The following is an 18,848-nucleotide window of genomic DNA, read 5'->3' as shown; positions in this document are numbered from 1 at the left end:
ATGATTTTTAAGGAAATAAGTCTGCTTTAACTTTTGAAAAAAGAAAGCCTTTGAAAATTTTCAAAGGCTTTGTAAAATTACTTCTAGTTAGGGTTATAGTTTGATTAACTTTTTTGAAAGTAATTGTTTATTATCACTCATTATTCTTATGAAATAGAATCCACTATTTAAACTACTTAAATTGTCAAACACAATTTCTCGTTGAGAGTTTTCAATTTTACGTTGTTTAATAACTCTTCCTTGTACGTCGTACAGTTTTACATTTAAATTATTAAAGCTAACATTTGAAGGTAATTTAACCGTAACATTGTCTTTCATTGGGTTAGGATATACTGAAAAGTTAACAGCATCTTCATCTTGGATCGATAATGTATTATCTTCTAAAGATATTGCATAATCTTCAACTTCAGAAATATTAGTAAAGGTTCCACATGGTGAATCTTGAGTGTACCATTGTGTCATTATTACACGCATTCTTGTTCTACCAACTTGAAAACTAGAAGGTAATGAAATGTTATATGTTGTTGAAGGTACGCTTCCTGATATTAACTCAGAAGTATACACTACACGCTCGTTACTATCTTCAAAATCACCATCGATATTGTAATCTATCCAAACAGAAATTCCTCTATTAATCCAAGATTGACCAACAAAACAATCGATAGTTAAATTGTAGTTGCCTACTGCGTTAGACAACACTGCCTCTTGCGAAGTAAAGTCGCTGTAAGTGGTTTCTCCTGAAGGATTGTTAACATTAGACAAAGCAACTCTGGTAATATATGTCTTGTTACCACCACCATCGGTTGTTCCAACGGCATCGCAATATTCAATATCTAGAGTAGTAAAGTAAGTAGTAGTGCTATATGAGGAGTAAGACGCTCCACAATTAGACCTTACTTGTAATTCATAATCTGTTAGAACATCAAGACCAGTTAATTCAATGCTGTTGGTAGGTGATGATGTTTCAATCCATGTAAACTCTGATAGCTCTCTATATCTTACATCAAAAGTTACACCTTCAATTTCATCCCAAGACACATAAGCATTTGTAGCTCCTGGACTCACACTAATATTTTGTGGTACAGATAAAGTGTTGACAGTTACATTTTGACTTGATGTTACTATATTTCCATTATCATTAAACGACCAAGTTATTGTTCCACTTTCTCCACTATTGAATGTTACGTTGTCAGTTGTAGTTGCTGTAATTTCCTGACAACCATTAGACGTTATCACTGGAGCTTCAACAGTAATGGCACAGTTTGAAACTATATCGTCTAAGCTAGGAGCAGTAATTGGGTCTGGATTTGAATTTGGCTGAACAGTAACTAGTGCAGTACATCTGCTTTCGTTACCATCGTTATCAGTTACAGTTAACCAAACCGTTTGAGCTTCATAGGTATCTTCACAAGAGAAAGCATCTCTATCGATAGCTATCGAATCGATTCCTGCACTTCCTCCAGTTGAACCATTATCAATATCATTAGCTGTAATAGTAGTACTGCCTGTAGCATCTAATGTTACTATAATATCTTGACAATTAGCTGTTGGTCCATTAACTACTTGTGAGCCTACATATTGAATTTTCACAATTAAGCCAGGATTTTCAATACTAACACCAGAGTTAGATGAAGGTCCTGATGTTCCTCCTCCATTATCAGTTACTGCATAAATTGTAAGACCGTCAGGAGATATCGCTATATCTCTATATCTGTCATTTGACGAATGAAACTCTTCATAAGAATCTCCAACAATATCAGTACCCTCAGGAGTTAATTTTGCTCTGTAAATTGTTCCTTTTTTTAATGAAGGAATTAATAGTGAACGTCCCCAACCTGGAATATTTCCTACTTCATGTATATCAATACTTGAAGGCGCAACAGTTGGCCACGTGAACCAACCTCCACTTGGATCGGTTGTAATAGTACTATTATAAGTTCCTATTGGCGGTTGAAAGTTGTTTGGTGCACCAGAAGGATACGACTCGTACTCAGTAGCAGTATCTGCTCCAGAAGGACAGTTATGGTCACTAAAACTTCCTGCATTACAAGCACCTTCTAATGAAGACCAGTTGCAATATGTATAAGCTAAATTATCATAATAACCAGCTATTTCAGGCCAACCATAATCTCCTCCACTTGTAATAATATTAATTTCATCATCTGTTTTAGGACCGTGTTCTGATGCATACAAAGTACCGTCTTGTGAGAAAACAATTCCTTGAGCATTTCTATGTCCATAAGTATTAACATGACTTTTAACTCCATTTAAAACTGGATTGTCTGTTGGTATAGAACCATCTATATTTATACGAAGTGTTTTACCTGGATAGTTATCATAATCAGTAGATGAAGTTGGTAATACTTGAGATAAAATAGGATTACAAGAATAGCTAAATTGATTTGCTCCTTGATCGCCTACTGTGTAATATAATTTTAAATCTGGACCAATGATAAGTCGTCCTGAGTTATGGTCTCCACTACCAGGTAATCCTTCTAGAATAGAACCATTAGGGTTTAATGATGTGTCTTCGGTTAAGTTACCTGTAGCATGGTTATATACTAATCTAACAATGCGCAGTTTGTACCCATTATCATCATAATTATAAGCCGCAAACACATAATTGTTGGTAGTTGTTGTAATATCGTTATATAATGCTGGATGAATTGCCATACCTAATAAACCACCTTGAGTAGAGTTTGCAACTTTAGCGCTTAAATCTATCATTGTTGTAATGCTCTCTGTGGTTGTATTAAATCTTACTATTTTTTCTCCAACGCGTTCAGTTATCCATAAATTTCCATCAGGAGCATAAGTTACTTCCCATGGATAGTCTAAAGCATGATCTGCAGTAACGTTTTGTACTGTCCAATCTGAATTATTAGTAACAGGCTGTGCTACTACTAAACAAGTAAATAATGCAAAAAGTGTTAGGTTGAGTAGTTTTAGTTTCATTTTTGGTTTAGTTGTTAATTATAGATTTTTTGGTTGTTTTTGCCGTTTCTGTAGCTATTTCAAAAATATAAGCTCCTGAAGTTATACTTATTGGGACAGAAAGCTTATTGCTATTAGAGTTAACATCTAATGTCATAACATGCTGCCCTAGCATATTTATAACTTTTACAGTTTGTACTAACTTATTTTTGTTATTAAGTATTACTAAAGATTTAAGGGATAAATCGTAATAGATATTAATATCATTACCTAATAAGTCTTCTCCTGTAGAAAGAACTACATTTGAAAACACAATTTCAAACCTATTAGTTGTAATTCCTTGAGTAACTGTAGTTATGTAGTTAGACTCTTCAAGATTATGATATGCGTCAAAATCTTTCAAATAAATGTTTACTTCTTCTTCAACATTTTCTAAACCATCTATTTTAAACTCTACAACTCCTTCGTTATTGGCTTTTACTGAAATAGGAAAAACTGATGTTTCGTTAATACTATCTACACCTTGAATTACAAACTGATTATTATCAATCACCCAAAAAGCATCTTCAAGATTGGTTTCTATAAGATTTCCGTCATAACCCCAATCTACTCCCAATGTTGCATTTTCATCTTCAGTTAATAAAAGTTGCCTCTTATAATTATTTGGAGTTATAACACCAATTCTATATTTAGACCTAATATCTTGACTTACAAAATCAACACTATTCGTCTCTAATGATTGACTGTTTCTAAAAAACCAAGAGTTAGTATTTGAAGCTCCTTCTTTTACAAATATTCTTTGATCGTTTTCAAAAATTATGTTTCCATCAGAAATTGCATTAACAAAAAATCCTTGAGAAACAGGAATGTACTGTCGAGGAGTTTTTGTTCCAGATCCTGTTTGACTTACATCTTGGTCACTAATTGCAGGTGTACCACCTGAAAAATTATACAATCCATAACCACCTTGGTATTGCGCTAAAATGTGCGAACCTCCTCCCCAATGTTCCCAAAAATAAAGAGTACCATTAGTACTTGGGTTGTCGTTTAAAAATTCATCTGCATCAATAGCTGAAGGATAAGGGTTCCCTACCAAATAGTCGTTGTCTTCTGTTATCTCTAAATTTATAGTTCCATTGTTAGGTTTTCCGCTAAACACATAATTATGGTCATTAGTTTCAGGTCCATTACCAGGTCCTTTCATCGTATACCCTTCTCCAACTTTATTGGCTGTATTACTATAAATTTTTTCCCATTCAGAATACTCTCCTTCTGCATTGTTTACAAATTTCCACAACCAATACTCTGCTATTGAAATTGGAGAACTTAGATTACTTCCATCATAACCTCCAATAAACGTGATTGCTTCTGGTGAAGAAGCTTCTGTTCCATCAAGCATAACATCTTCAATAGTATAGGTTTCAGTGCCATCAACTGGTATGCTAGAAACACTTGAGTGTACAGGAGACGACCAGTAATTGTAAGTGTATTTATTTTCGGTTCCTTGTTGGTCTCTTTCCAATTTTCCGTTAGCACCAACAAACAAATTACTAGTCTCGTTTTGTGTTAATTGAGATTCTCCTTCTAAGTCAATAAAACCATCTAGTTTTAAATACCAAGTATTGTATAATTCTTGGTCATTATTGATTTCTAATTCTGTGTTTGCATCAGAGATTAATCCTAAAGTACCATGTCTATTTGAAGTTGTAACATCATTTTTAATATGAACGATTGACCAGTCTTTATTATTTGTTTCGTCAGTAATATCCCAAACATCACCATGTAACCAAGTATCAGTAGCTGACCAATCACCAGCTGCGACAGTTTCATAAGGCATTGGTGCTGTTTGAAAATAAATGTGTTTAATGTTATACATTTTTGCTCCTGTACCAGAGTCTCTTACAGGAGTAAGTTTATCGTCTAAAATATCATCAACATAAGCATCCATCTTGTAATACCTCACTAAACCAAGACCAATGTCTGATGAGATTTTTAAAGGAATTATTGTTCCTCTATCAAAACTATAATCATGATTTAATTCTTGATATACCATTTTTTGAACATGGTCTTGAGGAAGTGCAATGTTTAACAGCCTTACCTCTTCTATTTCACCCATAAAATATTCAGAAGTAAGCACATTTTCCTCACCCGAAATACCTGGTTTCCTACCAATGGTTAAATCGGTAGTTCCTACTGAAAGCGTACCAGAAACTGATGTTGTACTTTCAACTTTACCATTAATATAAAGTGTGAAGTTTTCTCCATCTTCATAAGTTGCCGCTACATGAATCCATATATTATCTGAATAAGAAGTTGTTGATGTAAGCGTTGTTACTCCTGCTACTGCACTAATTGTTCCTGACGGGTTTACTTTTAAGAATATGTTTTCTTGTCCAAAAATTCTCATTACTCCTGATGCATTTGGATCAACTTTTACCCAAGCCATAAGTGTAGCATTAGACCATGCTCCTATTACTGGAACATTGTCTGAAACATAATCGTTACGACCATCAAAAAAGAGCGTGTATTTAAAATCTAAGTCTCTTGGAGAACCATAAACCGTATTATCAGTATCAAAAGAATCTAAAATACCGTCTTTATCATCATCTTGAGAACCATCTATAATTCCATCATTGTCGGCATCATATGAGGCATAAATAGTTGTATCAATATCGCTACCATTTGAAGGGTCATTAGATGCATCGTTACTATCTATATCTAAATAATCTGGAATTCCATCACCATCAGAGTCTAAAGGGTCGGGATAAGCATTACTACCATGGTCGTTACCTGACCCATCATCATTTAAATCCATAATAGCCAAAATACCATCACCATCTTTTTCATCGCTTATGTCACCAGATGGAATATCATCTCCATCTCCAGTTCCATCTCCATCAATATCTATATCTCCTTTGTGGTCATACTCTAGGTTATCAAAAATACCATCATTATCACTATCAGCATCTAAATAATCTGGAACACCGTCTCCATCAGTATCTATTGGAGTAAGTGACTCATATGCATCATGAAGTCCGTTACCATTAGCATCAACCCAAACATTTATTGGGTCATTAAAAACTGTTGCGTCTTTATCACCATCAGCAAGCTGAAGTTCAACAACATTAGGAATACCATCATTGTCATTATCTAAATCGATTGAGTCAACAATGCCGTCACCATCAAGATCACAAAGCACTTGTTTAACAAAAATATCGTCAATTGCTAAGTCATTACCTATTCCTCCTGGATTGTTGTTGCTTAAAACAACCGTAAACTGAGAGTAAGGAGACACAAAACTTGCTGCTACTTCTATCCAATCTCCTGTTGGGTTAGCAGCATCAGTTGGTTCAATTAATCCAGAGGTAGTTGATGTAATTAAATTTCCGTTAGGATCAAAAACCTCAATCAATACTTCTGGTCTTTCTCTAGTTTCAATATCTGGCGCATCTGTTCTATCTAAATTTATAGCCCAAAAACCATACTCAATTGTCACATTAGGTGTTACTCCACTAATTACAGAACTATAAAAAATACCAGGTTCTTCGGTAGCATTAAAAATTGCCATTCTACCGTTTGTATCACCTGTAGTGTGATCTGGACCTTCATACCAAAAATCGTCTGCCCAATCTGAAATGTCTGTATTAATATCATCTAACACACCATTGTTATTGGTAACTGTATGATGAACTGTATAATCCCCATCATTAACACTTGTAGGGTTGTAAGTTGCAGGACATGATCCCGTACCATCCTCATAGCAATACGTTGTAGAGGCATTAGTAACGTTGGCATTTATTTGGCGTCTTGTAGTACCAGAACCAAAATCTTCATTTAAAAATATTACTTCAGCTGTTTGAGATTGAGGATACAAAAGACATGTATCGTTTTCATAAGCATCTGAAAGTCCATCATTATCATCATCTACATCTACATTATCTGGCACACCATCACCATCAGTATCTGGAAATGTTTGCACTCCTTCACCTTCAATTAAAAATGTATACGGATTTTCATCAGAATCATCATTATATATTATTACTGTAGCTTGCTTAACACCTATAGATGTTGGGTTAAAACTTATGGTAAAAGTAGTTGACTCACCAAGCCCTAAAACGGTTTGACTTGGTTGTGTAGATATACTAAAATCGGTCGAAGGAGTTAAAAAATCAACAGTTGGAACTCCTATTAGGCTAAGATCTAGAGCACCATTATTAGTAATGGTAAAAGTTCTTTCTAATGGAAGTATTTCATAAATATCATATTCTGTAAAATCTGTATGGTTATTAACAGATACCGTTGTAGAGCCATCAACTATAGGGTTACTATTTCCTGTCACTTCTATTTCGGCAGGTGAAAATGGGTCTACTTTTATATCAACTTTATAGTCTTCAAATTCTTCAGGGTGTCCTTCAGTGTTTCCACAAGGGTTATTAGACCACCAATATCTTCTTGCCCCAACCCTCATAATGGTAGTGCCAGTAACAACTGAAGTTGGTATGTTCATCGTTAAATTACCAGTACCTTCCCCATCTGTATTATCTAAATTTTCTCCAGGATCGGTAAAATCTCCATCTTGATTTAAATCTATATAAACAGCCCATCCTATATTTCCTCCTGCAAAAGATGCTGATATAGTATAACTGTTTCCTGTGTACAATTCCACAGCTGGTAAGTGGGTATAGTTTCCATAACCACCATCATCACCTGTAGTATTGTTAAACGCTGTAGCATTTTCTCCAGTTAAAGAGACATTAGTAATATAATGAGAACCTCCTGACGAAATTGTTGGTTCACATGCACCAAGGTTCACTCCTATATTTACTGTTGCGGTGTCACAATCATTACTTACATCACAAATAGTATATGTAAAACTATCGGTTCCAATAAAATCTGTATTAGGAACATATTCAAAAACTCCATCTGAAATTTCAGTAACTATTCCGTTTGTTGGACTTGTTGTTATAGAATAGTTATCAGCATCACCACCTTCAGAACCTAGATCATCATTTAAACTAACATCAATTTGATTATCAATCCCTGTAGAGCTATTTTTCAAAACACTGAAAGAATCATTAGCTGCTGAAGGGTCTGGTGATTGTATTATATTTACTGTATAATCTTCAGTCTCTCCAAAATTACCTCCATCAACAGCACAAGCTCCAGGTTCATACCAACTCACCATATTAATTCTCATTCTTAAACTACCTATAACAGCACTTCCTGGTACAGTAAATGTTGTGGCTTGAGGTGAAGCTGTTGAAGTACCAAATGACCATATTTGCTCACCAGGATCATTGAAATCGTTGTCGTTATTATAATCTATCCAAACACCATACCCTGCAGCTCTCCAAGAATCTACTCTAGCTGTATGAATGGTTAAAGTGTAAGTATTTCCAACCGTTAAATCAGTAGAAATACCTGTATAGCTTGAATAACTATTTGAGGTACTGGTGTAGGTTGATGAATTATCTATACTATTTAGCTGAACTCTACTTATAAAATGTTGTGAAGGGTCGGCAAACGAAGGCGTACAGTATTGTGCATGAGCCTTAACTCCAAAGCAAAACACAATTAGGCAAACAAGCTTAAAACTGTCAATAAAGTAGTTTTTTCTCATTATTAGTTAGGGTTTGATAGATTTGCTCGACGAAAGTATATAAAAAATCGATGTAATACACTTTCCACCCATTAAATATGATGAAAATGACAAAAAAATATATTAAGTTGACATTTTTGTACAATTCTTTGAAAAAAAACTGATAAATAGATAGTTATAATGAAGATTATTTAACTCTAAAAAGCTCAACAGCACCAAATTTTAATCAAAAAATCCTATTTTGAAGTGATAGAATTTGATTTTAAAACCCTAATTTGAACTTTTCATATGTAGGATTCCTACAAAAAACTCTTATATTAGTCTAATTTTGTACAAAAATCGTTGTAATAATTTACTAGCTCTATAATACGCATCCGAGTAAACTCATTATTATCTACCTTTTCTAATAATATTGGGCAATTGTGGAAATACGCCTTAACTTTTCTTTTGAAAGCACCATTAATACTGGTAATACTTTCTTCTGAATCTCTTTTCACATAAAGTTTAGTAGCTACAGGTAGCGTGACTGTTCTAAGTGATGCTACATTACCTGAAAAGAAAGGGATAAAAACCTTTGAACTAAACACATCCGCATAAAGAGTAACTTCCCCTTCAGTCAAGACTTCCAACAAAAATGGTCGAAAAGAAAATTCTTTTTTGTATAAATATCTATATTCTACATCTTCTTCAAAACCATGAAATATAATTTTAGAAACCATTACATCAGTCCAAACATCAGGTTTTTTATCTTTAGTTAGCCTAAATTTAATCTTCCACTCCTGATAAATCTCACCATATCCAAAAAGCGAAGTCCCATCGTTAAAATAAATAGTAGCTTCTTGGGTTTGAGCATAAAAAAACAATGGAATAGTAATGAAAAAGTATGTTAGAAGTGATTTCAATTTACATTAAATCTTTATAAATTTATTAAACAATAAAATCAACCAAATCCTCAATTTTCGAAATCAATTGAATCTTGATAACTGTATTCTTGAGTGAAATTTTATTGTACTTAGATACGAAAATAGTTGAAAACCCTAATTTTTCAGCTTCTAGAATACGTTGCTCAACACGTTGAACAGGGCGTATTTCACCAGACAAACCAACCTCAGCAGCAAAACAAAAATCGCTTTGCAAAGCCTCGTCTTCATTAGATGATAAAATGGCAGCTACAACCGCTAAATCTATTGCAGGATCATCAACAGTAATACCACCTGTGATGTTTAGAAAGACATCTTTTGCTCCAAGACGGAAACCAGCTCGTTTTTCTAAAACCGCTAAAAGCATATTTAAACGTTTTGCATTAAAACCAGTGGCACTGCGTTGTGGTGTTCCATAAACTGCTGTACTTACCAAAGCTTGTACTTCAATCATTAAAGGTCGCATACCTTCTAGGGTTGCTGCAATAGCGTTACCACTTAAGGCTTCATCTTTTTCTGAAATTAATATCTCGCTTGGATTGGTAACTTCTCTCAAACCAGAACCTTGCATTTCGTAAATTCCGAGTTCGTTAGTAGACCCAAATCGGTTTTTATTGGCCCTAAGGATTCTAAACACATGGTTACGATCTCCTTCAAATTGTAAAACCGTATCAACCATATGCTCCAATATTTTTGGACCAGCTATATTACCATCTTTTGTGATATGACCAATCAAAATTACAGGCGTTGCAGTTTCCTTAGCAAATTTGATAAGTTCTGTTGTACATTCTTTAATTTGAGAAATACTCCCTGAAGACGACTCGATATAATCACTATGCAATGTTTGAATAGAATCTACAACAACAATATCTGGTTCTAACTCTTCAATTTGCCTAAAAATGTTTTGTGTTTTGGTTTCGGTTAAAATATAACAATTGCTACTGTTTGGGTTAATACGTTCGGCACGCATTTTTATTTGCTTTTGGCTTTCTTCACCTGAAACATATAGTGTTTTGTATGGTAATTTTAAAGCTATTTGAAGCAACAGTGTGCTTTTTCCAATTCCAGGTTCGCCTCCTAAAAGCGTTAACGATCCTGGAACCAATCCACCACCTAAAACACGATTAAATTCATGGTCTTGAGTGTTTAAACGCGCTTCTTGAGCTGTATCAATTTCATTAATCAATAACGGTTTGGACAAGCGTTTTGTTGATGCTTTTTCGGGAGTTTTCCAGTCGCTTTTTTCTGGTTTTTGTATGAGTTCTTCAGCAATGATATTCCACTCTTTACACGCTGTACATTGTCCTTGCCATTTTGAATATTGTGTGCCACAATTTTGACAGAAAAATGTCGTTTTTACTTTAGCCATTAACCTTTCCTAACAACCTCTCCAAAGGAGAGGAAATTTATATTATAGTTTAGTACCCAAAATCTGCTTTAATCTCATCTGCCTTTTCTAGCATTAAGTCTTTTGTGATGCCTCCTATTTCTTCTAAAATATAAGCAGACCTATAGGTTTTCATTGCTTTTTTAGGTTCTCCTGTTTGTTCATAAAACTGAGCTAAATAATAATGTCCTAAAAGTGTATCAGGATATTCTTTTCTGGCAATTTTACCTAATTCTTCAAAATAATCCCACTGCTCTTTCTTTTTAATAGCAGCTTCAATAGCTCTAAAATCGTTTACAAGAATTTTCTTGTCAATTCCAAAAAGGTCTTTTATTGTGGTGTATTTTTCCTGAAGGTATTCTACTGGAGAAGAGTCTAGTTTTAAGATACTTTCGGTATATTCTTTTTTACTAATAGGTTGAAATACAAAAAAGATACTTTCTAAAGCTTTAGGAATTGCATGAGCTGGTAAAGCATAATGAGAAGGTCCTTCAAAAGTATCAAAATTATATAATAGGTTTTTATTGTCTAAGCCTGTTAAACTTTTATTTAAAGCTTCGGTTCCTTCTTTTATTGAACCAACGTCGTTGGTTGATGTTGCTAAATAATAAAAAATCTTGTTCTCTAATTTTCCAAATCTTTCAGCTAGATACTCATTCATATTTGGTGCTAAATCTGGACTAATAGTAATGTAAGCTTGAAATAGCGGAACATCTTTTAGTAAATAATAATTAATGAAATTAGCGGTTTCTCCATGACCTACTGCTACTCTAAAGTTTTCAGTTTTGTACGATTTGTTCAAATACGGAATAAGTTCCATACCTACAAATTCAAAGAACGCTGCACCAGTTTCAATTGGAAGCGAATTTTGTTCAGAATACATACAATCGTCAAACCTTTTATCGGCTTGCTTGATACCTACAACAATAGCTTCAGGAATATCTTCCCAATAGGAATAATAATCTACATTTCCAGCTACTGCCTCAAACAAATAATCCCCATCCATAACAATGATTAACGGATATTTTTTATTGTCATCATCACTATAACCTCTTGGTAATAGTATTTTTAACTGTCTATCTTCTCCTAGTTTTTCAGAAAAAATAGATTCGTAATTCGCTTGTGAATAAATTGTGTTTGCTGAAAAACACAACAGCATTAGCAGGATAAGTTTTTTCATGGTTAGCCTATTAAAAATTGTTACTGCAAGGTAAACAATTATTTTATTCTATTGTAGATTGGCAAGTACAGAAACGATATACTTCCTAAAACAATAACCATTATGGTTTGTGAAGCCCACATAATCCACCCAAATGCATAGCTTGGGTCTTTTTCAATTCCAAAAAGTGTAAATGCAGCCATAACAGCAGCAGGATACACAAAAATCCCTCCATTAGTTGCTGCAATGGTAAAACTTGCTGAAATAAAACCAACCAACACTACTCCAATTGTAACTTTATCTAAATCTGGTAAAGCGAAAGTAGTAACGTAAAACATTAAAACATACATTCCCCAAATGAACAATGTATGAGCAATAAATGCCCATTTATGTTTCATTTTAAAAATGCTTAACACACCTTCCATTAATCCTTTGAAGAAGGTCTTTACTTTTACAGCAAATTTAGAACTGCTTTTTTTGATATAAATGAATACTAAAAATAGAACTACAATTCCTGTAAGACCTAATAGTATTAGTTTTTTAGGCTGAAATGATTGCTCAAGAAGGTTTAAAATAAAATCGTATTCTATGATTAAAGTCACCAAGATAATACCAAGCATAACTACCAAATCTGCCATACGCTCAGCTACAATAGTTCCAAAGCTTTTTTCAAATGGTACTTTTTCATAATTAGTAAGTACTGCTGCTCGTAATACTTCGCCTGATCTTGGAATACCATAATTAGCCAAATAAGCGATAAATACTGCCATAATTCCATTAGGTAATTTGGTAGTATATCCTAAAGGCTCTAGCAAATACTTCCACCTGTATGCTCTTGATAAATGACTTAAGATACCTAAAAACACACCAAAAGCAATCCACCAATAATTAGCAGATTTTACAAAAGGAATGATTGTATCTACAGGTAGTTTAGAAAAGGTGTACCAACCAAAAAATACAGCAAGAGCAATTGGAATTGCTATGCGAAGTAATTTTTTAGTTTTTGCTGTCAAAGTTTACTTTAATAAATTGGTTGCTTCGTCTGGAAACACTAGTGAAGGTTTAAAGCTTTTTGCTGTTTCAATATCCATGAATGCATAGGTAATTAAAATAAGCGTGTCTCCTACTGATACTTTTCTTGCTGCAGCACCATTAAGAGTAATTTCGCCACTTTTTCGAGGTCCAGGAATACAATAGGTTTCTAAGCGTTCACCATTGTTATTATTTACAATTTGAACTTTTTCACCTTGAATTATGTTTGCTGCATCCATTAAGTCTTCATCGATAGTTATACTACCAATGTAGTTAAGTTCAGCACCTGTACATTTTACTCTGTGAATTTTAGATTTTACGACTTGAATTTGCATGAGGCAAAGGTAATTAATTTAATGCGATATTATCTATTAGTCTTATATCATCTGCATATACAGCTATAAATGCTCTATATGTTTTGTCTTTTGACTTTCGTTTTACTGTTTTTAGTGTTTGGGTATCAGCAATTGTGAAATATTCTAGTTTTAATAACTCATGATTTTCAAACTGTTTTTCAACCCATTCCGTCACTGTATTAGCACTTTTTGTGCCAAACTTTTCTTTAGCAGCTAATAGCGTTTTATAAATAAAAGGAGAAGCGTTTCTGTATTCTGGTTTTAAACGTGTATTTCTAGAACTCATTGCCAACCCATCCTTTTCTCTATGTATAGGACAGCCTACAACATTTACTGGAATATTGTGCTTTTCAACAAGCTTTTTGATAATCATTAATTGCTGAAAATCTTTTTCTCCAAAATAAGCATTGTCTGGTTGTACAATTTCAAAAAGACGTTTTACAATAGTACCAACTCCGTCAAAATGACCATGTCTAAATTTACCTTCCATAGCATGCTCTAGACCATCAAAAGTATAGTTAACTGACGCTACATTATCACCATAAACATCTTCAACCGTTGGTGCATACACAACAATATCGTTAGATACTGTTTTAAGCAGCTCTACATCAGACTCTAAAGTTCTTGGGTATTTTTTTAAATCGTCCTTGTTATCAAACTGAGTTGGATTTACAAAAATAGAAATAGCAACCCTGTCATTATTTTCAAGCGCTTTTTTGATTAAAGACAAATGACCATCGTGTAAAGCTCCCATTGTAGGCACTAATCCTAAGGACAGTTTTTGAGCTTTCAATTCTTTAACGAATTGATTTAAATTTTGCTTTTTATGATAAATTTCCACGTGTTTACTAAAAAATAACAGCTTGCAAACTTAATATTTTACTAGCAATCTGCATAAATTTTTGTAATTTTGCATGTTTTTTATTTTTAATTTCCAAAACGAACTGATTTATGAAAGATAAGCGAATATTGTATGTGTCTTCTGAAGTTGTACCATATTTACCAGAAACTGAAATTTCCTCAATGTCTTTTGAGGCTCCAAAAATGGTAAACAAACAAGGAGGTCAAATACGAATATTTATGCCTAGGTATGGAAATATAAACGAAAGAAGACATCAACTACACGAAGTAATAAGACTTTCAGGAATAAACCTAGTTATCAACGACTTAGATATGCCTTTGATAATTAAAGTTGCTTCGATTCCTAAAGAACGTATTCAGGTTTATTTTATTGATAATGAAGAGTATTTTAAAAGAAAAGCAACCTTAACAGATGAAGATGGTAATCTTTTCCCTGATAATGACGAACGCGCTATTTTCTTTGCTAAAGGTGTTATCGAAACAGTAAAAAAATTAAATTGGTCACCAGATATTATTCATGTTAATGGATGGATGGCATCATTACTGCCTTTATATCTTAAGGAGTTTTATAAAAATGAACCATTATTTAATGAAAGTAAAATAATAACTTCGATATATAATCAAAGCTTTGATGGTACGTTAGATAAAAACATGATTGGAAAAGTTAAGTTCGACAATATTGACGAAGAGATTGTAAAAGTACTTGACACACCTAATTATAACAACTTGATGAAAATTGCTATTGATCATTCAGATGCTTTGATTAAAGGGTCTCAAGAAATTCCTAATGAGCTTGAAGATTACTTAAAAGCATCTAAAAAACCTGTGTTAGATTATTTTTCACCAGAGGAGTTTGCTGAACCATATACTGAGTTTTATAATTCTCAGTTTTAGACTAATACAAATTCACTGAGCACTTTCTAAAGTTTTGTTAAACCAAAGGCATCAAAAAAGATAAGATGTTACATTTGACAATCAAAAAACAAAAATTTTAAATGAAAAAGATAAAGTTTGCCCTGAAATACATTGCTATTTTAACAGTGTTAATAAGCTCATTTATTGCATGTGATAAAGATTTTGCAAGTATTGATTCAGATATCATAAATGGAGATAATGCTACACATTTCAATTCAAGCCAAATCCAGTATGATGTTATAGCTTACAACAAAAAGCTGCCTCCTGTACAAACAAACAATCTTCCAGTAAACCCTTTTGGTGTATACAACGACCCTGTTTATGGTAGAACTACAGCTAGCTTTGTAACTCAACTTAACATTTCAACTTTAGATCCAGATTTTGGAGAAAATATAGAACTTGACTCGGTAGTACTTACAATTCCTTATTTTAGTACTGCTACAGAAGTAAATAGTGATGGTTCTACATCATACAAGTTAGACTCATTATATAGCAACAATTATATTGATTTATCAATTTATGAAAGCAATTATTTTTTAAGAGACTTTGATCCAACTTCTGAATTTGATATAACCCAACGTTACTATTCTAATGCTTCTACTTCTAGTTCTGACCTAATCAATCCAGTTGAATTTGAAGGACAATTATTATACTCTGAAGAAAACTTCCAACCTAGTCCAGATCAAATCGTATTGAAAGAAGAAAACGAGGATGGAGAAATGGAAATTTCTGATAGATTACAACCAGCTTTACGTATCAAATTAGACAATGCTTATTGGCAAGAAAAAATTCTTGATAAAGAAGGGGAACCAGAACTAACAAATCAAAATAATTTTAGCGACTACTTCAGAGGCTTATACTTTAAAGCCGAAGCTGTTGGTGGAGATGGTAACTTTCTTCTTTTAAATCTTGCTAGCAGTAATGCTAATATTACTCTACATTACACCAAAGACCCAATATCTGATGATGGAGACAGAATAGCTTCAACATATACAATTGACTTTAGCGGTAACAGGTTTAACATTCTTGAAAATGAATACACCATACCTCTTGACGATGGAGATGCTGTTAATGGTGACGAAAAACTTTACTTAAAAGGAGGTGAAGGCTCAATGGCTATAATTAATTTATTTAATGGAGACGAAAATGGAGACTCTCCTGAGCTAGAAGAATTCAAATCAAATAACTGGTTAATAAACGAAGCAAATCTAGTGTTTTATGTTGACCAAGATATGATGATTGGTGACAACGAAACTGAACCAGATAGAGTTTATTTATACGATTTAAAAAATCAAACTCCTTTGATAGATTATTACTACGACTTAACTAACACAACATACCCTCTTTTATCTAAAGCTAATCACCTAGGCGCTTTACAAAGAGAAGATACTGGTTCTGATGATTTAGGAAAAGGAATAAAATATAAAATTAGAATCACTGAACACATCAACAACATTTTACTTAACGACTCTACCAATGTAAAGCTTGGGTTAACCGTTAGCAGCAATGTTGATTTTGAAAACAACACAGTACAATATAGCTTTCAAACTGATGATGAGGATTTTAATAGGATTCCTGGTAGTTCTATTATATGTCCTGAAGGAACTGTTTTATTTGGAAACAACACAACAAACGAAGAAAAAAAGGTATATTTAGAAATCTTTTATACCGAACCAAATAACTAAAATATTATGTGCGGAATAGTTGGCTATATTGGACATCGAGAAGCTTACCCAATAATTCTAAAAGGTTTAAAACGATTAGAATATAGAGGCTACGACAGTGCAGGTATTGCACTTTATGATGGCTCTGATATAAAACTTTCCAAAACAAAAGGAAAAGTTGCCGATTTAGAAGCACGTTTAGAAAAAGAAATAACTACAAATGGAACTCTAGGAATTGGTCATACTAGATGGGCAACTCATGGTGTTCCAAACGATATAAACTCTCATCCTCACTATTCAAATTCAGGCAACCTTGTTATTATTCATAATGGAATAATCGAAAACTATGAGTCTTTAAAAAAAGAACTTATAAAAAGAGGGTACACTTTTAAATCAGATACAGACACAGAAGTTCTTGTCAATTTGATTGAAGATGTGATGAAAAAGGAAAACACAAAACTAGGTAAAGCTGTTCAAATTGCCTTAAATCAAGTTGTAGGTGCTTATGCCATTGCTGTGTTTGACAAAAACAAACCTAACGAAATTGTCGTTGCTAGATTAGGAAGTCCATTAGCCATTGGTATTGGTGATGATGAATTTTTCATTGCTAGTGATGCATCTCCATTTTTAGAATACACTAAAAACGCCATTTATCTTGAAGACGAAGAAATGGCAATAGTGAGAAGAGATAAGGAAGTTAAAATCAGGAAAATTAAAGACGACTCTCCTGTTGCTCCTTACATGCAAGAGTTACAACTCAACCTTGAACAAATTGAAAAAGGCGGTTATGACCATTTCATGCTTAAGGAAATATATGAACAACCTAGAGCAATTTTAGATACTTTTAGAGGTCGATTAAGAACCAACGAAGCCATAATAAAAATGTCTGGTGTTGAGGATAACATGAAAAAATTCCTTAATGCTGACAGAATTATTGTTGTGGCTTGTGGCACCTCTTGGCATGCAGGTTTAGTATCAGAGTACATCTTTGAGGACTTAGCAAGAATACCTGTTGAAGTTGAATATGCCTCAGAGTTTAGATATAGAAACCCAGTTATAACAGAAAAAGACTTAGTGATAGCCATTTCGCAATCAGGTGAAACCGCTGACACATTGGCCGCAATAAAACTCGCTAAATCTAAAGGTGCTTTTGTTTTTGGTGTTTGTAATGTAGTAGGCTCTTCTATAGCAAGAGAAACTGACGCTGGAGCTTACACTCATGCTGGACCAGAAATTGGTGTTGCTTCTACAAAAGCGTTCACAACACAAATTACTGTCTTAACGCTTATTGCTTTGAGATTAGCTAGAGCAAAAGGAACTATTTCAAGTTCAGACTATAGACATCACTTAATCGAATTAGAACTTATTCCTAGTAAAGTGGAAAAAGTTCTAAAATCTGATGACTATGTAAAAACTATAGCCAACATTTATAAAGATGTAAAAAACTTCCTGTATTTAGGAAGAGGTTACAACTTCCCTGTTGCACTTGAAGGCGCTCTAAAGCTTAAAGAAATTTCATACATCCATGCCGAAGGTTATCCTGCAGCAGAAATGAAACATGGACCAATAGCATTAATAGATGAAAACATGCCTATTGTAGTCATTGCTACAAAAAAAGGACACTATGATAAAGTTGTAAGTAATATTCAAGAAATAAAATCTAGAAAAGGAAAAATAATTGGAATAGTTACTGAAGGTGACCAGCAAGTAAAAGAGTTAGCTGACCACGTTATTGAAGTTCCTGAAACTCTAGAGTCGTTATCTCCATTAGTTACTACAATCCCGCTTCAATTATTATCATATCATATTGCAGTAATGCTAAATAAAAATGTAGACCAACCAAGAAACTTAGCAAAGTCAGTAACTGTAGAGTAAATTTGCTCTTATTTTACTAAATATCAAATGTTAAATTCTCAGTTTAAGTGTTCAAAATTGCTAAAAACACAATTTTAACCCTTAAATATTTTCAAAATTTTACTATGCGTGCATACTTTTTTAAAAAAACGCATTAAAATTTCGTA

General features: G+C 33.4%; 11 protein-coding genes. 3 read left to right on the top strand and 8 right to left on the bottom strand.

Going from position 1 to position 18,848, the window contains the following annotated elements:
• Positions 1-93: 93 nt before the first annotated feature.
• From A8975_RS01745 to panC, 8 genes are all read right to left on the bottom strand, one after another.
• Positions 94-2,955: a PQQ-dependent sugar dehydrogenase gene (locus A8975_RS01745; RefSeq protein ID WP_134198463.1), complete on the bottom strand. Its 2,862-nt coding sequence runs from the start codon at positions 2,953-2,955 to the stop codon at positions 94-96.
• Positions 2,956-2,962: 7 nt separating this feature from the next.
• A complete protein-coding gene (locus A8975_RS01740) occupies positions 2,963-8,554 on the bottom strand; it encodes a GEVED domain-containing protein (protein WP_134198462.1) in 5,592 nt (1,863 codons plus the stop codon).
• A 296-nt stretch (positions 8,555-8,850) separates the two neighbouring features.
• A complete protein-coding gene (locus A8975_RS01735) occupies positions 8,851-9,435 on the bottom strand; it encodes a hypothetical protein (RefSeq protein ID WP_134198461.1) in 585 nt (194 codons plus the stop codon).
• A 25-nt stretch (positions 9,436-9,460) separates the two neighbouring features.
• Positions 9,461-10,822, bottom strand: a complete 1,362-nt coding sequence (gene radA / locus A8975_RS01730; protein ID WP_134198460.1) for a DNA repair protein RadA — start codon at positions 10,820-10,822, stop codon at positions 9,461-9,463.
• Between the two features lie 49 nt (positions 10,823-10,871).
• Positions 10,872-12,020 (bottom strand): alpha/beta hydrolase, encoded by a 1,149-nt coding sequence (locus A8975_RS01725; protein WP_134198459.1) that lies wholly within the window; start codon positions 12,018-12,020, stop codon positions 10,872-10,874.
• A gap of 38 nt (positions 12,021-12,058) precedes the next feature.
• The gene (locus tag A8975_RS01720) at positions 12,059-13,012 is read right to left on the bottom strand and encodes a lysylphosphatidylglycerol synthase transmembrane domain-containing protein (protein ID WP_134198458.1); all 954 of its coding nucleotides are present in this window, start codon (positions 13,010-13,012) and stop codon (positions 12,059-12,061) included.
• Between the two features lie 3 nt (positions 13,013-13,015).
• Positions 13,016-13,366, bottom strand: coding sequence for an aspartate 1-decarboxylase (panD, locus tag A8975_RS01715; RefSeq protein ID WP_129759595.1), 351 nt, complete (start codon positions 13,364-13,366; stop codon positions 13,016-13,018).
• A 13-nt stretch (positions 13,367-13,379) separates the two neighbouring features.
• Entirely contained in the window at positions 13,380-14,228 is an 849-nt protein-coding gene (gene panC / locus A8975_RS01710) for a pantoate--beta-alanine ligase (protein ID WP_134198457.1), read from the bottom strand.
• Positions 14,229-14,338: 110 nt separating this feature from the next.
• Here panC and A8975_RS01705 point away from each other — a divergent pair, with 110 nt between their 5' ends.
• The 3 genes from A8975_RS01705 to glmS all read left to right on the top strand — a co-directional run bounded on the left by A8975_RS01705 (position 14,339) and on the right by glmS (position 18,702).
• Entirely contained in the window at positions 14,339-15,142 is an 804-nt protein-coding gene (locus A8975_RS01705; protein ID WP_131506237.1) for a glycogen/starch synthase, read from the top strand.
• A 101-nt stretch (positions 15,143-15,243) separates the two neighbouring features.
• Positions 15,244-16,848 carry a DUF4270 domain-containing protein gene (locus A8975_RS01700; RefSeq protein WP_134198456.1) on the top strand — a complete coding sequence of 535 codons (1,605 nt, stop codon included), beginning with the start codon at positions 15,244-15,246 and terminating at the stop codon, positions 16,846-16,848.
• A gap of 6 nt (positions 16,849-16,854) precedes the next feature.
• The gene (glmS, locus tag A8975_RS01695; protein WP_134198455.1) at positions 16,855-18,702 is read left to right on the top strand and encodes a glutamine--fructose-6-phosphate transaminase (isomerizing); all 1,848 of its coding nucleotides are present in this window, start codon (positions 16,855-16,857) and stop codon (positions 18,700-18,702) included.
• Positions 18,703-18,848 lie beyond the last annotated feature (146 nt).

It is taken from the genome of Meridianimaribacter flavus, from assembly GCF_004366715.1.
In the GTDB taxonomy this organism is placed as follows: Bacteria; Bacteroidota; Bacteroidia; order Flavobacteriales; family Flavobacteriaceae; genus Gaetbulibacter_B; species Gaetbulibacter_B jejuensis.
Note: the sequence above shows the minus strand (reverse complement) of the source record. Positions and strands in the feature narration are given on the sequence as shown.